This window comes from Streptomyces sp. NPDC050263 (assembly GCF_040655955.1).
Classification (GTDB): domain Bacteria; phylum Actinomycetota; class Actinomycetes; order Streptomycetales; family Streptomycetaceae; genus Streptomyces.
The window spans coordinates 1-20459 of the sequence record NZ_JBFAKW010000024.1; the positions used below are offsets into that span (position 1 = coordinate 1).

The window sequence follows — 20459 nt, forward strand, 5'->3', positions numbered from 1 at the left end:
CCCGCCGACACTCGGCACGAGCGTCGGCGGGCTGCCCGACGGTGGGTCGGTCGGCGATGTTCGGCCAGTTCAGACGGGCGGGTGCCGCCTTGAACCTCGAACCTCGTAGAGAAAATCTGAACGCACGCCCCGGGCCACCTGTCGGGCAAGTCAGTCGCTCTGCTCTCCGTTGCCCGCTTCCAGAACTGCGACGCGGGCGCGGAGTTCGGCGAGCTGCTCGACGGCCTCGGCCAGCGCCTGCTCCAGTGCCTCGACGCGGGCCGCGGTCCCGCCCGCAGGAGCGCTCGCCTCCCCCGGGCCTTCGTCCTTGGTGTGGTCGTAGTGAGCGACGAAGGCGCCCTTGCCGGGACGGGAGACCGCCCACCCCTCCCGCTTGAGCAGGGTCATGGCCTTCTGCACGGTCAGGCTGGAGGCCCCGAACTCCCGCATCAGCACGGCCTGCGTCGGCAGCGCGTCACCAGGCCGCAGTCCGCCGGAGCGAATCTGCTCCCGCAGGGTCTCGGCGATGACCTCGAACGTCAGCTGCACCCCGCCGCCCGTCGGCCTGCGCCCGCGCCGCGTCGCCTTTACGCCCGCCACCCCGCCGCCTTCCGTGCCGTCTATCAGCTATTTCCGGCCCGTCCAAACCGGGAAACCGGCCCCACACTACCCGCGTCCCACCACCCGCAAGAAAGGAATCAGGAGGGATGCACTTGAACGCGCCTGTGGGCCGATGTTAACGTCACGCACCCGCTGGTGATCAACACCGCGCCCCGCCGACCAGCCCTTACTGGTCCGGCCCCCGCGCCCAACTCCGAGGCGCCCCGTTCCCCTGTGAGCCGATCACTTCGGCCTGCCCACGTCACCCCGCGCCGTACCGCTTCCGCGCTCCCGCCGAAAGGCCGCTTTCCGCATGCCCGCACAGCTCCAACTCCCGTACCCCGCAGCCGTTCCAGCCGCCTCGCGTCCCTCGTCGTCGGCGCTGGAGCGCCGCGCCAGGCTGACCGCCAGGCTGGCGAAGCTCGCCGCCACCGGCCACCTTGCACCCCTCGCACGACAGATAGCCGGACTCGGCGGCTGCGTGCACCCGATCCGCCTGACCGGGCACCGCACCTGCCTGAAAGGCGCGACCGGTGAGATCCTCGACCACTTCGACTCCGGCCGACTCCCGGCGGGCGAACTGCTGGTCCGCTGCGGCAACCGCCGCGCCACCCGCTGCCCCGCCTGCTCCACCGTCTACCGCTACGACACCTACCAACTCATCGCCGCCGGACTACGCGGCGGCAAGACCGTCCCTACCAGCGTTGCCGTGCACCCGCGCGTGTTCGCCACCCTCACCGCCCCCGGCTTCGGACCCGTCCACAACCAGCCCGACACCGGCCGCTGCCACTGCGGCCACACCCACCCCGACGACGACCGGTTGCTGGGCACCCCGCTCGACCCCGAGCACTACGACTACATGGGCGCGGTGCTGTGGAACGCGCACGCCCCGGCCCTTTGGGCACGCTTCACCACCCACCTACGCCGCGAGATCGCCAAGGCCGCCGGCCTCACCCAGCGCTCGCTGCGCCACCACGCCACACTCTCGTACGCCAAGGTCGCCGAGTACCAGAAGCGCGGCCAGGTCCACTTCCACGCCGTCATCCGACTCGACGGCCCCACCGGCCCCGGCAGCACCCCGCCCGCCTGGGCCACCACCCAGTTCCTCAACCACGCCGTCCGAGCCGCCGCCCAACGCGCACGCGTCCACGACGAGGGTGAACCACCGAAGCAATCGCAGCCCGCCGGGCGCGTCCCCACGTCCCCGCCCCAAGGCTCAGATCGGGCGCGGTGGTTGGTGTTCCGGTTCGGGAAGCAGATCGACGTCCGGGCAATCCGCAGCACCGACTTCACCGGCGGCGGCCCGGTCACCGAGCGGCACGTCGCCAGTTACATCGCCAAGTACGCCACCAAGGGCGCCGAGACCACCACCGGCACCCTCGACCACCGCCTCCGCCTCCTCGCCGAACTCGCCACCCACGACATCACCGACCACGCACGCCGCATGATCCACACCGCCTGGCACCTCGCCACCAACTGCCAGCACGCGCACCTCCGCCTGCGCCAATGGGCCCACATGCTCGGCTTCCGCGGCCACTTCTCCACCCGCACCCGCCACTACTCCACCACCCTCACCCACCTCCGAGCCGAACGCACCACCTGGCGAACCAGCCGACCCGACACCCAGACCCCAACCCCCGCCCCGGCGTCGGCGTCGGCGTCGGCGTCGGCCGGTCAGACAGGCGGCAGCCTGATCGGTGACCAGGCCCAGCACTCCACTGACCTGGCCGCCGGTCACCGCAACATCGCCGGTCAGCGCGTGGACTCGGACACAACGCTGGTCATCTCCCACTGGCAGTACGCCGGAACCGGCCTCCTGCCCGAACACGAACACCTCGCCGACCTCCTGACCACAAAACGGCAGACCCGACCCGAGCAACCCACCCACACCCGGCACTCGAAGCGCTCCAGTGACCGCGCCGGTCACCCGGTCGGTCACTCCACCGATCGGCTGACCAGTGCTGTCCGGTCAAGGGCCGTCGGGTGACCGCCGGCACGGAACTCCTCACCGTTCCCCAGGTCATGGAACGCCTCCAACTCGGCCGCACCGCCGTCTACGACCTCATCCGCACCCACCAACTCCCCTCCATCACCCTCGGCCGCGCCCGCCGCATCCCCACCCACGCCCTCACCGACTTCATCCGCACCCGCCTCGACCAGGAAGCCGCCGCCTGATGACCACAGCCCGCCCCGCTTCGCCCCGCCGCTCCCGCACCCGTGCGAACGGCGATGGGACCATCTACCAGCGCAAGGACGGACGATGGGAAGCCGCCGGATACGTGCTGGCCCCCGGCAACACCCGCAAGCGCGTCCGTGTCTACGGCGCTACCCGTAAAGACGCGATGACCAAGCTCACCGAGAAGACCGCCGCCAGCAACCGCGGCCTCCCCGTCGCCGCAGCCGACAGCACCGTGAGCACCTACCTCACGTACTGGCTGGACGGCGTCGCCGTTCACCACCTGCGAGAGAACACCCACACCCGCTACGCGGCCTCCATCCGTCTCCACCTCAATCCCGGCCTCGGCGTCAAGAAGCTCGCCCGGCTCACCACCCGCGACGTACGCACCTTCCTCGACGGGCTCCGCACCACCTGCCAGTGCTGCGCCCAGAAACGGGACTCCGTCCGGCGATCCTGCTGCACCATCGGCCAGTGCTGCGGAAAGCGGCTCTCGCCGCTGACCGTGACGTACGTCCACGCCGTGCTCAAGTCCGCCCTGGAACACGCCGTCCGCGAGGACGAACTGCCACGCAACGTCGCCCGGAACGTCAAGACGACCACGCCCCGCCCCAGGCGTTTCCAGCCCCTCACCGCCGCCGAAGCCCGGCGACTCCTTCATGCGGCCAATGGCGACCGGCTTCACGCCCTGTATGAACTCGCTCTGCGCACCGGACTCCGCAAGGGCGAACTCCTCGGCCTCCACTGGGAAGACCTCGACCTCGACGGCGCCACCGCCAGCATCCACCGCTCGCTCCAGCGGACCCGCAGCCGGGGTCTGGCCGTCTTGAACACCAAGACCCTGGCCTCTGAGCGGCGCATCGCTCTCCCTACCGAATGTCTCAGCTCTCTCAAGATCCACCAGGAACGGCAGGAGGAAGAGCGTCAGGCGGCCGGAACGGGCTGGACGGACAACGGCCTCGTCTTCACCACCCCGAAGGGCAGGCCGCTCGACCCCACCAACCTCACCCGCCGCTTCCGCCGCCTCCTCCAGAGCGCAGGGCTCCGGACGATCCGCTTCCACGACCTCCGGCACTCGACCGCCACCCTGCTCCTTGAGCAAGGCGTCGACCTCGTCGTCATCAAAGAACTCCTCGGACACGCCCACATCGGCGTCACCGCCGGCGTCTACGCCCACGTCCGACTCCGCCTCCAGCGCCAGGCCATCAACACCCTCGGCGACGCGCTCAGCCCCACCGACGACGACCCTGACGCCCCACCCACCGCAGCCGCCGTCCGCTGACGTTGCCGTCAGCGTTGCCGTCAAACGACGCAGGGGTCCCGCTGGAACACTCCAGTGGGACCCCTGGCATTTCACCCTCTATTCGCGTGACGTCGAGTCCAGTCACTCCGGCGAGAATTGCTGAATTACTGGGTTATCGACCAGTCCGGGGACATTTTCAGTCAGCCGAGCATGCGCCCCTCGCAGGAAGTCACCGAAAGCGTCAACGAGCTCTTCCTGCTCCACGGAAACCTGCCACTGATGCTTCGAGGACGTAATTTCGACTAGACCGGACTCACGACGCAAGCGGATGACTTCATCATCTTCCGTGAAGCCAATCGCCGCATCTTCTCCTGACGAGAGACGACTCAACGCGTGGCGGAGAGAAAGGGCTAGATCAACGAGGGTCACATATCCCTCGCCGGAGATGACCTTGACGTCGCCAACCACAAGTTCGGCACTTACCCCGAAGTACTTGTAGCAGAGGTCCATCTCGCTGATCGCCGCTGAGTTGACCTGGGTCGCCCTGTCCCAGGTATCGCGCCAGGGCGACTCAGATTTCGGCACCTCGAAAGAGAAGTGAATCACAAATTCCTCAGCTCGCCGTTATTCAACTAGAACGGGAACGCCGTCACGACTTTACCGTCATTTACGACGACACGAATGCCTGTCAACTCTCCCCCACCATTCGCCGGACCGGCCCTTCCAATAGGAACCCCGAAATCCCACTCGTATACCTGTCCGGCGCGCGGCCTACCGGTTTCAGGGTCCGGAGTGTTCGCCCTTGGCGTCCCTCGGTCGATGGTCTCCGCTATTCGCCCACGAACATGCTTGGCCTTACCTGTAAAAATTCCAGCCTTATCGTCGACCTTCACACCGCCAGGACGGTGCCGATCCACGATGTGCTGCCAGTCTCCATTGTCCAGCGCCGCAGTTCCGCACAACCCACTCGAATTGTGAACCAGAACCGGCGTCTCCCCCGCCAGCACATAGTACGTATGCAGGTCGCTGACGGTGAGATTGTGAACCGTTGATTGCTGAGTCCAGCGCTGGACCGCAGTGATCTGAACGAGCGTGCCGGCCGAAGTGCGGAGCCACTCACCCGGCTGGAGGTCCGTCGCGTCGATCCACTCACGCAGCTCAGGAACCCAGAACGGGTGGCCGTCAGTCGCAGTGACCGATGCGGTCTTGGTGCCCTCAGCCCCGTCGGTGTCGAGGGTGACCTTGACCAGACGCTTGGTCCCGGTGCCCTTGATCTCCGCCGTGACCGTCTGGACCTCGGTCTTGCTGGTCTCCGGGTCGGTGGCGACGACACGGTCGCCTATCTCGATGTCCTCGATGGACTTCTGACTTCCGTCAGCCATCAAGACTTTCGTCTCGGGGACGAAGCTGTTGCAGTTCGCTCCGACTTCGGCTGCGTCTTCAGCAGCCTTCTCTGCTTTCTTCGCCCGCTTGTCGAACTTGAACCAGTCCTTGACGGCCGAGATCAGTTTGTCGCCGAGGCCCCAGATTCGTTTGGCGAGGGCCGCTCCCTTGTTCCACTTCTTGATCGAGAGCCCGTACCTCGTCGCCAGCTTGCCGACCAGACCGCCGGCGAAGCTGGTGGCGATGTTGAACGCCGTCGCCCCGCAGGCACCAAGGTTGCCCGTGGTGAAGCAGTCGAGAGCGTCTGTGATGCCGAGTTCGTCCAGCGCGATCTTGGCGAGTTCCTGGGCAATGGACTTCAGTCGCTGCTTGGCCGTGTCGGCCTGCTCACGGGCCACACCCGCCTCGGCCTCGGCGACGGTCGTTCCGCCGCCGCCACCGTTGCCTCCCGGGTGGCCGCCGGGGTCATCCGTGTAATCGCCACGGTCGGACGACGGTCCGGGGCCGCACTCGTTCCAGCCACCCACGCAGTTCGTGAGCCGCAGACCCGTCGCGTCGACGAAGGCGACCGGGTTGTTGTTGGCGTAGGTGTATCCGTTGATCTGCTGCGGATCGTTGAAGTCGATGATCGGGTCGACCGAGATGAACCGTCCGATCGACCGGTCGTACTCGCGTGCCCCGACGTTGGCGAGGCCCGTCGACTCGTCGACCGTCTTGCCCAGGAAGCCCTTGTCGTTGACCCAGGTCCTGCCGTCGTTGCCCCGCTCGTTGCCGTACGGGTCCATGCGCCGGCGGGTGATCGAGCCCGTGGCCGCGTCGACCGCGATCTCGGCCGTGCCGTGCTGGTCCGCTGCCAGGAACTGGACGCCGGTGGCCGTGCGCATGGCGACTGTGGTGGCGCCGAAGCCGTAGTACCGGGTGGCCGTGACCGCCTTGGTCGTCGGGTTCAGGCTCAGTTCCATGCCCGGCAGGTACAGCGTCTTCTCGCCGCCGACATTGCGCAGCAGGCGCTGACCGGAGGCGTCGTAGACGTAGTCCGTCGTCTTGGCGCCGGTGACCTTGGTCAGTTTGCCCGCGACGTTCCAGGTCAGGTCCTGGGTGTTGCCGCTCAGGATCCGCTTGGTCGTGTTGCCCGCGCTGTCGTATGCGTACGTGTCCTGGGACTTGACCTCCGGGTTGCCCGCGGTGGCCGGGGTGAGGGTCTCGACCTTCGTCAGAGCGTGCGGGCCGCCGTCGCCCGTCTCGCCGGCCGTGCCGTCCTGGTCGGCGTCGCCGTAGAAGTAGGACTTCTTGACGTCCGGGGCAGCCGTGGTGCCGTAGCCGTGGATCGTCTCCGTCTTGCGGTTGCCCGTGACGTCGTCGAACTCGTACGAGCGCCAGGACGGGGCCGGGCCGCCGACCGTGGCGGTCGAGGGCGCCGCGGTGCACGCCGCGTTGGTGGTGCCCGTGCCGATCGCGGTGTCCGGCGTCGTGCTGCTGGTCCAGGCGTCGGTCATCCGGCGCTGCCAGTCGTACCGGAAGCACTGGGTGTCCGCCTGGCCCCCGGCCGGGTTGTCCGTGACGGAGGTGACGTTGCCGACCTGGTCGTAGGTGTAACGGGCGTCGTACGCGACCGTCGCGGCGTCGTTGGTCTTGACGAAGGAGTGCGTCGTGCGGTCGGTGCCGCGCTCGTACTCGAAGCCCAGCTCGGTCGTCTTCGCCCGGTCCGCGTTGCTGGTCAGGAGCAGACGCCTCAGCTGGCTGGTGGTGGAGTACTCCGCCTTGTCGACGTACGTGTAGTTGGTCGATCCATAGACGCTACGCAGCGCCGTTTGCCGTTGCAGGGTGTCGTAAGTGGGGAACAGCACTTCTTGGGACAGCCCACCCGCCGCCGGGATCTGCGAGGACTGAACGCTCCCGTCAGCGTTGTACGCCGTCGTGTACTCGTAGGTGCCGCCCAGTTCCGGCTCGGCCGTCTTGGACACCGAGTAGCGGGTGGTGAGGGGCTCGTAGTTGGTGCCGAGCGCCGTCACCAAGGCGGCGGCGTACACCGCGCCGTTCACGTAGGTGTACGAACCATAGGCCTCGCCCTTGGCCACCGTGTCGTACGTGTAGGCCGTCAACTGCTTGCCCGTGGTCGGCTCGCCGTCCCACGTGGCCGTGACGCGGCCCATCTCGTCGTACACGGTGGAGACCTTCTTGCCCTGCGTGTCGGTCGCCGACGCCGTCTGGGTCGTCGCCGTCAGCCGGTCGAGGATGTCGTAGTCGTACTTGGCGTAGCCGGAGTCAGGGTCCTGAGAGGTGATCTTCCGGCCGCGCAGGTCGTAGCCGTAGGACCAGAGGTTGCCCTTGCCGTCCTTCACGCCCTCCAGCAGGCCTGCCTTGTTGTACGTGTACGTGGTGGCGACGTAGTCCGCGGACGTGCCCGTGGGAACGGGAGCACTGCCCTTGTACTGACGCATCTCGACCGTGCGGCCGCGGCCGTCGGCGATCGTCGTGGTCGGGGCCTGGCCGTTCGGCGGGTCGGCGTGGACGCGGTCGCCGCCGTAGGCGTAGGTGGTCCGCCAGCGTTCGTCGCCCGCCACCGCGAAGATGTCCGCGGTCTTGCGGCCGGCGCCGTCGTAGACCATCAGGCTCTGGGCATTGGTGTCGCCGTTCCTGACGGCGAACGGTGTGCTGCTGGGCGCGCCCGTCGTGTAGTAGTCGGTGTTGGTCTTCACGACGCGGCCGAGGCCGTCGTAGAAGGTGTCGGCGATCATGCGCCCGCTGTTCGGTCCTTCGGTCTGGACCTGGAAGGGGCGCAGGTTGCCGTCGTACAGCGTGTACTCGGGCGTTCCGTAGGTGCCGCCGATCTGGATCTTCTGCGTGGTCACCACGGACGGGCCGTCCTGGCGGACGGTGTACGCGTACTTGATGCTCGGTGAGGAACTCCCCTTCGACACGTCGGGGAGCCAGACGCTGGTGAGCCGGCCCAAGCCGTCGTAGGCGAGGTCGGTGCGCCTGCCGTTGGGGTCGGTCTGGGCCAGCGGGACGCCCCAGGCGGGGGCGTACTCCGTGATGGTGTTCCAGCCCCGCTTGTTCGTCTCCACCTTCTTGGTGGCCAGTCCGCTCGTGTCCGTGTAGGCGATCGTCGTAGCGGTGCCTGCCGCGTCCTTGACCTTCAGCGGGCGGCCGTAGGCGTCGAAGTCCGTCGTGGCCAGCTCGGTGACCGTCTCGTAGACGGGCGTGCTGGTGTCGGCGGTCAGCGAGGCCAGTCGCTGGACCTTGGTCGTGTCGCCCTTCGTCGGTCCGGTGCCGAGGCTCTGACCGTCGTAGAAGGTGAGGTCGTCGGAGAGGGTCTGCTTGCCGTGGTTGGTCACGTCGGAGCAGGTCGTCGCGGTTTTGTGCACCCGGTAGGGGAACGCCAGCAGGTGCTTGGCGGCGTTGTCGGCGTAGTAGGTGAGGGTGCACTGGTTGTCGGTGGCGTCGCCGTCGACTCCGAAGTCGTCGACCTTGGTCGGCCGGCCGGTGACGGTGTCATAGGTGTTGGTGCTCTTCGTCACCCGCCACTTGGGGCTCTGCGCCGTGTAGCCCTCGAGTGCCGTGTAGCTGGTGGTCGTGTCCGGGCGGATGTAGCGGGACTCGTCCGTGCCCCAGTCCTGCTTGCGGGAGCCGGTGAGCTGGGTCCAGGGCGTGCTGATGCTCTTGGAGACGATCGCGTCGGCGCTGTAGGAGCCGTTGTACGTGGTCGTCTCGAGCTCGAAGCCGGAGAAGTGGTCGGCGTCCGGGTACGTCTTGCCGGCCGAGTCGGTGAGCGTCTCCGTCCGCTTCGCGCCCGACGGGGTCTGGTCACCGTCGAGGCCGCGGAAGAAGGTGTGCTCGGTGCGGGTGTTGTCCGCCGCGACGACGCCGCCTTCGGAAGCTCTCACCCTGACCTTGGCGTAGCCGCGCCAGTCGCCCCACGTCAGGTACTTGGACTCGGTGATGCCGTCCGGGCGGTTCTTCCGCCAGCCGGTGTCGCCGATGTACTCGTACGACGTGGTCATGTCGGGGGTGTCGCCGACCAGGTCGGTCTGGGTGACCGAGCTGACGACATACTTGTGGAACCAGTCGGTGATCGGTTCCTCGACGCCCGGCGGGTTCCACTTCACCGGGTAGCAGCGCTTGGTGGACTCGCCCTCCTTCGGCAGCGCGGAGGCCGAGCAGTCGGCAGCCGCGTAGTTGACGCTGAGCTGGCCGCCGGACTCGTTCTGCACGCCGACGAGGCGGAACCGGTTCATCGCCTGGATGTTGTCGCCGGAGACGTCGACGCGGTTGGGGAACTGGTTGCCCAGGAGCTCGATGTCCGGCATCGACGTCGCCGTGCCGACCCGGCCCTCGTGGTCGATGTTCTGCAGCCAGAGCGACTTCGAGCCGTCACCGTTGTCGGTGAAGACGTGCGTCAGCTTCCAGTGGTCGACGTCGGACCAGCCGGTGCCCGAGCGGATCTGCGTGGTGACGGACGCCAGCTTCTTGCGGGTCCAGAACGTCGGTGAGTTCTGGCTCTCGCACTTCGTACCGGCCGCGCAGTTCTGGTCCCAGGGGACGTCCGGCCAGCGGGTGGCGGTGGAGTCGGTCAGATCGCCGGGCTCGCAGTCGGCGGCCGCGGCGAGGCAGCGCTCGTCGGTCGTGAAGACGACACGGCCCGGTGCGGCGGTCGTGTACACCTGGTTGTCGCGCTGGCCGTAGTCCACGCGCTTGAGGTAGCCGCCGCGGATGTACGGCTTGCCGTTCTCGGTGTACTTGAGGTTCTGGCTGTAGTAGTTGGTCTCCTTGCCGTAGTAGTAGGACATCACGTTGCCGTGGGTGTCCTTCACGTACGACAGGTTCCAACGCCAGGCCTGGGCGCAGGACGAGGCGTCGAACGTCGACGCGTGGCAGGGCTCGCCGGTGTCGTCGCCGTAGACGGGGACGGTCCAGGTGGAGTCGGTCGTCGGGTCGGGGTCCGTGGTGCCGGTGGTCGCCGGGTCGTCGGAACGCCAGCCCGGAAGGCGGTCCAGGCCGAAGTAGTACTCGGTGCCGTCGGTCGTCGTCAGGCGCCAGTACTCGCCCTCGTTGTCACCGTTGGTCGTGCCGGTGAGCTTCTCGACCGTCGAGTTGTCGTCGCCGGCGAGTCGCCAGGCTCCCGACTTGTCGTCCTTGACGATCTCGCCAGAAGTGCCGCCGGCCAGGGTGACCGTGGCGTTGTCGTACGCCCAGCACTGGTCGCCGTTGGCCTTGTCCTGACCGTCCTGGGCGCAGCCCTTGTAGCGGCGCTCGATGTAGCCGGGTTCGTAGCCGAAGCCCTGACCGGCCCAGGAGCCCTGGGAGTTGGTGACCGCCGTCTGGCCGTCGACGGACTGGGAGCTGTAGCCGAGGCTGACCGAGGGGGCGAGGCCGCCGGGCACCGGCGGGGTGCGCATCGGGTATGACCAGTTGAACGCACCCGAGGAGTTCGAGACGCTCCACTCGGAGGAGGGCTGGAGCGAGGTGGCCGTGTAGGTGCCCTGGTCGCCGGAGCTGTCGGCGGTCGCGGCGAGCAAGGTGACGCCGGTGCTCGTGGACGCCGACTTGAGGGTCTGAGTGGTGACACCGGCGGTCTGGTCGGGGGCGGCGTCAACCGTGGTCATGAGGGTCTGAGCCGATACCGAGTTCGTGCTCTTCAGCTCACGCGGGGTGGCGCACTTCTTCTTCTGGGGGGTGGTCAGCAGACACTCCGGGTACTGCACGAAGCGCAGCCGGGAGCCGTAGCTGCCGCCGTACGCGTCGGCGAAGCCGGAGTAGTCGAGCTGGACCTTGGCCGGACCCGCCTTGTTCACACCATCGGTACGAGCGACCTTGAGAAGTACGCCGTCCACGCCCGCGGCGAGCGACTTCTTGTGGTCGACGACCTCGACGGCCAGTTCGGCCGGGCCCGTGGTGCTCGGCGTGGCCGCCTTGAGGGGCAGGCCCTTGATCTTCGCGAACTTCGTGGAGACGGCCGTCTCCACGCGGCCGGCCTTCGGCCAGGTCACCTTCGCGGGGTCGGTGACGACGGCCGCGTCGACCGGGTTCTTCCTGGGCCTGTCGGCCTTCGCGTCGGTGCCCCGGGCGGGTCCGCGGTCCTTCTGCAGTTCGGGCAGACCGAGGTCCTTGGCCTCGGCCTGGGGGGCGTACTGCGGCAGCAGACCGATCGCCACGGCGATACCGAGGGCTGCCGCCGCTCTGCGTCGTGCGGTGCGGTTCCAGAACGCCGGTCGGGCGCGGAACCACGAGGGCGTGGACATGACTACTCCCAGCGAAGAGGGAAGTGGACGAGGCATCGGGGGCGGGGCGGCAGCGTGGGTGAGCGCCGCCGCCCCGGCCGTTGTCCGACTAGGTGGCGTCTCCGACGCCGGCGGCGATCAGCGAGGCTCGGTACTGGTCGACGACGCCTTGGTAGGCGCTGACCTCGTCAAGTGCTCCGGAGAAGTACTCACCGCCTGTGGCACCGGTCAAAGACCGGCCCACCTGGACGCTCACGGCGGAGAGATCCCAGATGTTGGGCCACAGGGTCTCGACCCCGCTCAGCTGACCGTTGACGTACAGCTTCACCTCGCCGAAAACAGCGTCGTAGGCCAGGATCAGGTGGTCGCCTGCTTTCTCCGTATTCGGCAACGGCATTGAGGCCGGACCAGCCGGCGTCGTCGTCGTCGCGTCAGAAGCGTCCCGATCCGTCACGGCGAGCTGCCAGCGCTGCGTCGCCTGCGAGTAACGGACCACGGCCGCCTGGCCGTTCACCCCCGCCAGGGCGAACACCGTCTGGTCCCTGCCCGGGGCGGCCGAGGCGAGCCGGGCTCGCGCCGCGACGGCGAAGCTGCCCTGCTCCGCGAACAGGTTCGAGCCCCGCTCGGCGAAGCCACTCGTGCCGTCCAACTGGAGGTGCCCGTCGCCCCACAGCGGTACTGCGGGGACGGTCGTGCAGGTCGGGTCCAGCTCGTCGCAGACGGTGTCCGACACCCGGTAGACGGAGGCGCCCCCGGACAGCGCGAGGCCTTCACGGCCGCCTGCCTCCGGCGAGACGCCGTTCTCCGCCTCGTCGAGCGGCCAGTAACCGACCTGCACCGGATCGGATCCACTCACCGTCGCGAGTTCCGGTTCCGTCAGCAGACGGTCGTAGACCTGGACGGCGGACAGCGTTCCCTTCAAGGGGTTCGTGTAGCCCGACAGAGAGAGGGACCTGCCCATCTGCAGCCCGCCGGTGGCTCCCCAGGACGTACGGCGCTGGACCGGCGCGGCCGCTGCCTTGCCGCCCTTGTACAGGGTCATGGTGCGCTTGTCGGCGTCGTAGACGGCGGCCAGGTTCACCCAGAGGTCGGCGACCGCCTTCGTGTCGTCCAGCACCCGCCACTCACCCAGCGAGTCTATGCCGGAGCCGGGGAAGCTGAACTCCCACTTCTGGGCCGTTCCGTCGTAGCCGAGCACGAAGCCGGGCTCGGCCGTACCGTCCTGGCTGACCAGCGTCATGTCGCGGGCGGGCAGTTCGGGGAGGTAGGCCCAGACGGAGACCGAGAACGACTTGGACGTGTCCACGACGGGAGTAGCGGTGGACAGGTGGGCGTCCTGCGATCCGTCGAAGGAGGTCGCGACCTTGTCCTTCATGTCGCCGAGTTTCGTCACGCCGAAGGTGGCTCCGGTGCCCTTCGCCGCCGACGGGTCGCCCGCCCGTCCCGCCGCCGCGGTGGCGGTCGCGGGATCGTCCAGCTTCCACGCGGCTGCGGGTGCTCGGCCGTTGGTGACGACGAAGCTGTATCCGGCCGGGCTCGTCGCGGACTTGCCGGCCGCGTCGACCGAGGTGACCGTCAGCGTCTGCGTGCCGGAGTTGGTCGGCGCCCAGCGCAGCGTCCCCGGCTTGCCGGTGCCCGACTGGGCGGACACGGAGCCGTTGGTCCCGTCCTGGAACTCGTAGCGGTAGGACACGACGTCGGTCGAGGTCGACGTGAAGGTGAAGGTGCCGTAGTCGCCGACTCCGGGATGCGGGGCGTCGTCGTCCGGGTAGTCCGTCGAGGTCACCTTCGGGGCGGCAGGGGTCGTCTTGTCGAGGACGAACTCGCAGGCCAGCGGGGGATCACTGCTGAGCGGTCCCCATCCCTGACCGTCGTTGCCCCGCGCCTGCCAGGCGTAGATGACGTTTTCCAGCAGGGTGTAGGTCCCTGGCGAACCGGGTGTGCCGGTGACCCCGGTCTTCGCCGAGAACTTCGCCATACCCGTCTGGCTGTTGGCCGGGTCGGAGTACGTGCTCTTCGGATCCGTGACGAACGACGACACCTGGATCCACTTCGCGGTCGCGGAGTCGTACCGCTTCAGGATGAACTCGGCGCGCACCGTCTCGGCCTTGCCGGCCACGTCGTTGTGGTCGTAGTCCCGGATGACGGCAGTCATCGTCGGCGCGGTGTCCACGTACGGACGCCCGGAGCCGCTGACGCACTTGCCGCCGGGCGAGATGCTCATCTCCGCTTTGGAGGGCTGCGCGGGAAGACGGTTGTACTTCACCTCCAGCTGGCCGTTGCCGCAGAAGCGGTTCCAGTAGGCGTAGCTCGAATCGTCGAAGGCCGCCAGGCGGAAAGTGGTGGTCGCCCAGCTGCTGTCCGCGGCCTGCTGCACCGCGGACGTCACGTTGAAGCGGAGGTTCTGGTTGGTCGACGTGCACGATCCCGCGCGGGCGGTCGTGGACGCGCTGGTGATCGTCTTCTTGACCGACGGCTGATTGTCCCAGTTCGTGATGGAGCCGATCGCGGCCGCGCCGGTGCTGTTGACCCGGGACAGGACCACCGAGCGCGCGGTGCCGTCGTAGGCGCTGGCCAGGGTGATCGCGAATTCGGCGTCGATGATGTCCTTGAGGGCGAGCGTGCCGGTCGGGATCGCGTAGAACTGACGCTTGCGGTCGTTACTGCTCGCACAGAGCGCGGAGACGTCCGCGGGACAGCGGCCCACACCCTCATGGCCCGAGAACTTCCAGAACTCCGCGTCGGGGAAGTACGACGAGACCATCGTCCACCCGGAGCGCGTGTAGGTCTTGGTCACCGGGTCGATGTACAGCGGGTATGTCGCGGACTTCAGCAGCTTCTCGTCCGGGGTGAGCACCATGGCGCCGTCGCGGAAGCCCAGCTTCACCGGAGAGACACGAGAACCCTCGCCCGGTCCTTCCCTGAGGTCCTCTCCACGGCCGCGGGCCGGGTCGGTCTTGCCCTTGCCCGAAGCCGAACCCGAACCCGAGGCCGACCCCGAGGTCAGACTGCGCTGCGTCCCGGACGCGGTCGTCGTGGAGGCCGTGTCCGTGGCCCCCGTCGAGTCCCACATCTGCGGCTGTGCCGCCTCGAACACCGGCCCGCCCGCACCCTCGTCCACGGCAATGAGGCCGCCGCCCGACTGCGCACGGACCTCTACACCTCGCGTGGTGACGGGCAGGTTGATCTCGGCCAGACGCGGGTCCTGCGCCGCCTCCGGCGTCTTGACCACGAGGAGGTGCGAGAAGCCGTCCACGTCCGCGCTCACTGTCAGGTCCACGCCCGGAAGTACGTCGGCGTAGGTGGCCGTGCTGCCCTCGACCTTCGGTTCGGGCAGTGCGCCCGGTCCCGGCCAGCTGAGGGACATCTGCTTGCCGGCCCGGTCCAGGGTCGCGAACGGGCCCGCGCCGCCGTTGGAGATCGCCATGTCGGCGGTCGACGCCTTGGGGGTCCAGGAGCCGTTGGGCGCCTGGACGAGCGTGGTGTCGAGCGACGCCCACGTGCCGTTCCTGAACACGCGTACGGGCTGGACGTACTCCCGGAGCGTGAAAGTACCGTCCGGATTGGCCAGTGTCTCGCTGCGCTCGGTGCGCAGGTTGACGGCTTCCACCTGCCGGCCGGCCGCAGTGGCCTCCGCCTGGGCCTCCTCCTCGGAGAACGCCTTGCCGTCGCTCGCCGCCTCGCCCTCCGAAGCGGCGACCGCTTCCTTGAGGGACGTCGGCCCGCTCACGGGCACTCCCACCAGTCCTGACGTGAACACCGCCCCCGCCGTCAGGGACACGACCGCCCCGCGCGCGAGATTCCGGCGCCGCTTGAGAGCGAACACCTTTGAACTCCCCACCGTTTGTCTGCTCATCGGTTTTGTGTCCCGGACCTTCGTCGCGTCAGCGAGCGGTCGCGCCGAAGGCTGCCGCCCCCGCCGCCGGGATCCCTCCCTCACCGGGCTTCCAGGTCTGCGTCGGCGCGCTGCCCGAGGCCGCGTTCCACGGGAAGCCGTACAGCGCACGCCCCGCCGCCGGACCGTAGGGAACGCCCACGTAGAGAAGTGACGTGCTTGCGCTCACGCTGATGCCCGCGTAGGTCCGGGCGGACGGGCCGGAGGGAATGCCCGCGCCGGGCTCGATCCAGGAGTCCGCCCCACCGGGCGCTCCCAGCAGCGAGAAGAGCTGGACGCCTCCCGCCTCCGGCGCGTCCGTCGTCGACTCCTCACCCGGCACGCCGACGGCCAGGCGCATGGTGATCGCCGTGCTCACCACGTTGACGCTGGTGTTCACGGCCGCGAGCCGCTGGCCGAAGTAGTCGCCTGCCTCGGCGTCGCCGTCGACGCCGTCGACGTTCTGGTCGATCCGGTTGAGCTGGACGACCGTGCCGTCGGACTTCACGTGGTACACGTGCACCATTCCGGCATCGGCGTTCGTGCCGATGTCCTCCCCCGGCACACCCACGGCCAGGATGGCGTCGGTGATGGTGGCGGCTCCGGACGGGCGGTAGGGAGCCAGCGCGAGGGCGGTGCCGTACTGGTCGTCCGCCTCGCCGACATCACCCGACAGCGTGACGTCCTGCCTCATACCGAAGTACTGGTCCGGAATGCCGTCGGTGTTGAGCGACGGCCGGAACACGTGCAGACCGCCCGCGAAGCCGACCGTTCCGATGCTCTCGCCAGGTACGCCGACCGTGAAGTAGCGGTCGGTCGCGGCGACCGAGGACCCGAAGCGGTCGTAGGCTTCCGCTTCCTCCCAGATCCCGACGCTGTTCTGATGAACCGTCGCGACGGATGGACTGACGCCGTAGGCGTACGCCGCGAACCCCATGTCCGTGAGGCCCGAGCTGTCCTCCCCCGGGATCCCGATGACGAGGAACGGCACGCCGGTCGTCGAGATGCCGCCGGCGACCGAGTAGCCGACCCAGTCGTCCACCTCGTAGTCGTTGGCCAACTTGCCGTCGGACCCCTGTCGGAATCCGAGGCTGGACGCGCCCTGGCCGATACCGGCCGTCGACCCGTAGACGAGGTGCACGAGACCGGCGTCCTTCACCGTGCCGACGTCCTCGTACGGCATCCCGACAGCGATGTCACTGCAGCCGTCGAGGTTCGCGTCGTACACGGCCATCGAGAAGCCGAACCGGTCACCGGCCTCGGCCGCGTCGGAAACGTTCGGCGTGTCCTGCGACAGCGTTGTCACGCCCGCGCCCCCGCCGTACACGATCTGGATCGCGCCGGCTTCTTCCTGGCCCGACACCGTCGCGAGCGGATCGGCGATCGCGACGTCCCGGATGCCGTCACCGTTGAAGTCGGAGTCGACCCCGCCCGCACACGCGGCCGCAGCCGCAGCCGGGGCGCCCACGGCGCCCCCCAGTCCCAGTTGCGACAGCACTAAAACCAACGCCCCAGCGGCCCCGCGCCGCCATGCCCTGTTCACTGGCACGGGTTTCCCCTCCCCCATGTGTTTCTCTGCGCTCGCGCGCCGGTCAGCCAGACTTGCCATGCCCCTGGCATCCCGGAAAAGCGACCCCTCCCCGAGCCCGCTTGCCCTGCCCTTGACACAGCAGGCCCCTCGATAAAGAGGGGCTAAAGAAAGTCAAGTGATCATCTCTTCACTCTGTGTACACAGGCAACACTCATCTCTCACCTCAGAATGTGACAACAATCACAGGGATCGCACACGACTCTCCAAAGCGGATCACGCCGGCGGATCACGCCAGCGGATCACGCCGGCGGACCACCCATACCCATCCCGCCCACCACCCCCGACGGCCGTCCGTCCCAGGGCCCGTATGCTCGCGAAACGAAGGCGGATGACACCGGAAGGCGAAGAAGTGAACTACAGGGTCCAGCCCAGCGCCCAGGTCGACGACAGTGCCGAGATCGGCGACGGGAGCAGCGTGTGGGACCTCGCGCAGATCCGTGAGGGAGCCCGCCTCGGCGAAGGCTGTGTCATCGGCCGGGGCGCGTACGTGGGCTCCGGGGTGCGTATGGGCGACAACTGCAAGCTGCAGAACTACGCGCTGGTCTACGAGCCGGCCGAACTCGGTGACGGTGTCTTCATCGGCCCCGCCGTGGTCCTCACCAACGACCACAACCCCCGCTCCGTGGACCCCGAGTTCCAGCAGAAGCGCGGCGGCGACTGGGAGGCCGTCGGCGTGCAGATCTCCGACGGCGCGTCCATCGGCGCACGGGCCGTGTGCGTCGCCCCGATCACCATCGGCCGCTGGGCGATGGTCGCCGCCGGCGCCGTCGTGACGAAGGACGTCCCGGACTTCGCCCTGGTCGTGGGCGTCCCCGCCCGGCAGGTCGGCTGGGTCGGCCGGACCGGCGTCCGGCTGGTCGAACGGGACGGCGGCGAAGGCCTCTGGGAATGCCCGCAGACCGGCGCGCTGTACGAGGAGAAGGACGGCGCCCTCGTGGAACGCGAAGGCTGACGAAGCCCGCCTGTTGAAAGGGCGCGACGCCGCCTTGGGTAGGGTTGCACTGCCGCGTCGTATCTCCCGACTGGTACCTGTGTCGGACGCGCGGCGCGCAGTTGAAAGGGCGAAAGGGATCCAGATGAACAGCCACGTGCTCTACCTCGCACTTGGTACCTACCGAGTGCGAGCGGCGCGCGAGCAGGTGAAGGAGCTCGCCTCCTCGGGAGCCAGGGTGTCCTTGGTGGCGTTGGACGATCCCGAGTGGCAGGAGACCCTGGCGGAACTCGGTGCGCTGGACGGCGTGGAGGTCGTCCGCGTCGCTCCCGGCAAGGACGGCGGCTGGGCCTCCGCCAAGAAGCTGGCCGGCTCCAAGTCCGGGCCGTTCGCCCAGGCGGACACCATCATCGCCGGTGACGCGCAGGCACTGCCCGTCGCCTGGATCGCGCGCCGCCGCCGCCCGGAGCTCGAACTGCGTCTGGAGCCGCACGGCGCCGGGCGCGAGATCGAGCCCTCCGACCTCGCCGTCCTCACCCCCTGGTATCCGTCCCCGAACAACCCGTTCGCCGGATCCTTCGTCCAGGCGGCCACGGACGCCGTCGGCGAGAACTTCGACCGCGTCACCGTCTTCCACACCGAGGACTGGGCCGGCGACGCCCCCGGCTCGCTCCGCGACGCGATCCCGGCGACCGTCGAACGCCTCCGGGAGCGTTCCGCCCTCGGTCACGTCCTCGACTCGCCCGAGGGCACCGTCGTCCGGGTCCCGGTGCCGCTGACCCGGCGCAAGAACTACGCCCCCTGGGTCGAGGCCCAGGTGGACGCGGTGCGCAGCGCCCTGCCCACCGGCCGCATCGAGGCGCCCCTCGTACACGCCCACGCGGGCATCTACGGCGGTGTGCTGGCCCTGCGGCTCGCCCGCCCCGACGCGCGGGTCGTCGTGACCGAGCACTCCACCTTCCTGGAGCAGGTGTTCGCGCAGGAACAGGGAGAGCAGCTCTACGGCGACATGCTGAAGCGCGCCGACGCTGTCATCTGCGTCGGTTCCGTGCTGCGGGACCAGATCGTCGAGCGTTTCCCGAAGTACGCGGCCAAGATCGGTGTCATCCCGAACGTCGTGGAATTCGATCGTTTCCCGCTTGGCCCCGAGCGCTCTCCCGAGCTGCTGCGATGGCTCTATGTGGGGCGTCTGGTCAAGCACAAGGGCGTCGGCGAGCTGCTGGAGGCCTTTGCGGTCGTCGCCGCCGACGAGCCGCGCGCGACGCTCACTCTGGTCGGACACGGCGCGCTCGAGGACGAGCTTCGCGAGCGCGGCGCGGAGCTGGGTCTGGGTGACCGGTTCCGTATCCTTGCGCCGGTCGCTCCGGACGCCGTCGGCCCGCTGATGCACGACTACGACCTCCTGGTGCACGCCAGCAAGCTGGAGACGTTCGGTATGACGATCGTCGAGGCGATCGCGACCGGGCTGCCCGTGCTCACCGCCCGCAGCGGCGGCCCCCAGGAGACAATGGCCGGCATCGAGCCGATGGTCGGCGCACTGATGGACGTCAGCGACGATCCCGGCGTCATCGTCGAGGCGTACCGGCGACTGCGCGAGACGGCCCATGAGCTCGACCTGCCGAGAGCCCGGAAGATCCTCGAGGGCCGCTACGGGCGTGACGCCGTGGCGAAGCAGCTCCAAGAGGTCTACGAAGGCGCCCTCCCCCCCATCCCCCAGCCCCCCGCCACCGACGCGGCGACCGCCAAGTCCCCCACCCTCAAGAAGAAGGACGCGGCCCCCGACTCCACCGAGCCTCTCGGCCGTGCCGTGATCCTCGCGCTCACCCCTCCCGGCAAGCCCCGCCGGATCACCAACTTCGCCAACGACCTCGTGGACATGGGCGTCGAGGTCACCCTCGTCACCGCCCAGTCGACGAAGCCGTGGGCGCGCATGGGGCTGAACCGGGGCGTGCCGGTGGTGAGCATCGAGGACGCCGAGAAGAAGCTGCGCGTCCCGCGCGCCGAGCGCTTCCTGGTCTACCGCGCGCCGCGGGCGGTGCTGCGCCGGGCCCAGCGGATCGCCGCGAAGAACCGTGAGGCGCTCGGCCCCGAACTGGCCGTCGCGACCGTGAAGCGGGCCCACACCAAGGTCGCCAACGCCTGGCACAAGAAGGTGTTCAACCGCACCTACAAGGAGGTCAGGCCGCAGCTGCTCTCCCGTATCGCCAAGCGGCGCGTGCTTCCGGAGCTGAGTCTGGACGCCGTGGACCACGTGTTCGTCAGCGACATCAACTCCACGGTGACGGGCTGGAAGTGGGCCAAGGCCCACCCGCATCTGAAGGTCACCACGAGCCTGGACCGCTCGGTGTACGACGCCGAGTGAGCCGACGGCAACGAGCGTGACGTGGGCGGTACCACCGGATCTTGCGGTGGTACCGCCCACAACCTTTTCCCACCCCCGGCAGTCGAAGACGACGACAGC

At 68.6% G+C, this 20459-nt stretch carries 10 protein-coding genes; 5 read left to right on the top strand and 5 right to left on the bottom strand.

Annotated elements, in window-relative coordinates:
- Positions 1-150: 150 nt before the first annotated feature.
- A complete protein-coding gene (locus tag AB0J04_RS14025) occupies positions 151-579 on the bottom strand; it encodes a winged helix-turn-helix domain-containing protein (RefSeq protein ID WP_363168627.1) in 429 nt (142 codons plus the stop codon).
- A gap of 313 nt (positions 580-892) precedes the next feature.
- Between AB0J04_RS14025 and AB0J04_RS14030 the strand changes: the two genes are divergently transcribed.
- From AB0J04_RS14030 to AB0J04_RS14040, 3 genes are read left to right on the top strand one after another with little or no spacing between them, the layout of a single operon-like run.
- The gene (locus tag AB0J04_RS14030; RefSeq protein ID WP_363168628.1) at positions 893-2566 is read left to right on the top strand and encodes a replication initiator; all 1674 of its coding nucleotides are present in this window, start codon (positions 893-895) and stop codon (positions 2564-2566) included.
- A complete protein-coding gene (locus AB0J04_RS14035) occupies positions 2563-2754 on the top strand; it encodes a helix-turn-helix domain-containing protein (protein ID WP_363168629.1) in 192 nt (63 codons plus the stop codon). The genes AB0J04_RS14030 and AB0J04_RS14035 overlap by 4 nt, the downstream gene beginning before the upstream one ends.
- Positions 2754-4037: a tyrosine-type recombinase/integrase gene (locus AB0J04_RS14040; protein ID WP_363168630.1), complete on the top strand. Its 1284-nt coding sequence runs from the start codon at positions 2754-2756 to the stop codon at positions 4035-4037. Before AB0J04_RS14035 ends, AB0J04_RS14040 begins: the two co-directional genes overlap by 1 nt.
- Before the next feature lie 102 nt (positions 4038-4139).
- On the opposite strand, the gene AB0J04_RS14045 is transcribed toward AB0J04_RS14040, so the two are convergent.
- From AB0J04_RS14045 to AB0J04_RS14060, 4 genes are all read right to left on the bottom strand, one after another.
- The gene (locus AB0J04_RS14045) at positions 4140-4604 is read right to left on the bottom strand and encodes a hypothetical protein (protein ID WP_363168631.1); all 465 of its coding nucleotides are present in this window, start codon (positions 4602-4604) and stop codon (positions 4140-4142) included.
- A 26-nt stretch (positions 4605-4630) separates the two neighbouring features.
- On the bottom strand, positions 4631-11623 hold the full coding sequence (locus AB0J04_RS14050) for a polymorphic toxin-type HINT domain-containing protein (protein WP_363168632.1): 6993 nt from the start codon (positions 11621-11623) through the stop codon (positions 4631-4633).
- A gap of 88 nt (positions 11624-11711) precedes the next feature.
- Positions 11712-15332 (bottom strand): LamG domain-containing protein, encoded by a 3621-nt coding sequence (locus AB0J04_RS14055; RefSeq protein ID WP_363168633.1) that lies wholly within the window; start codon positions 15330-15332, stop codon positions 11712-11714.
- Positions 15333-15486: 154 nt separating this feature from the next.
- Positions 15487-17085 (bottom strand): VCBS repeat-containing protein, encoded by a 1599-nt coding sequence (locus AB0J04_RS14060; RefSeq protein ID WP_363168634.1) that lies wholly within the window; start codon positions 17083-17085, stop codon positions 15487-15489.
- A 331-nt stretch (positions 17086-17416) separates the two neighbouring features.
- On the opposite strand from AB0J04_RS14060, the gene AB0J04_RS14065 reads away from it, so the two are divergent.
- Both AB0J04_RS14065 and AB0J04_RS14070 read left to right on the top strand, forming a co-directional pair.
- Positions 17417-18019 carry an acyltransferase gene (locus AB0J04_RS14065; protein ID WP_363168635.1) on the top strand — a complete coding sequence of 201 codons (603 nt, stop codon included), beginning with the start codon at positions 17417-17419 and terminating at the stop codon, positions 18017-18019.
- Between the two features lie 124 nt (positions 18020-18143).
- Positions 18144-20360: a glycosyltransferase family 4 protein gene (locus AB0J04_RS14070; RefSeq protein ID WP_363168636.1), complete on the top strand. Its 2217-nt coding sequence runs from the start codon at positions 18144-18146 to the stop codon at positions 20358-20360.
- The last annotated feature ends 99 nt before the right edge of the window (positions 20361-20459 follow it).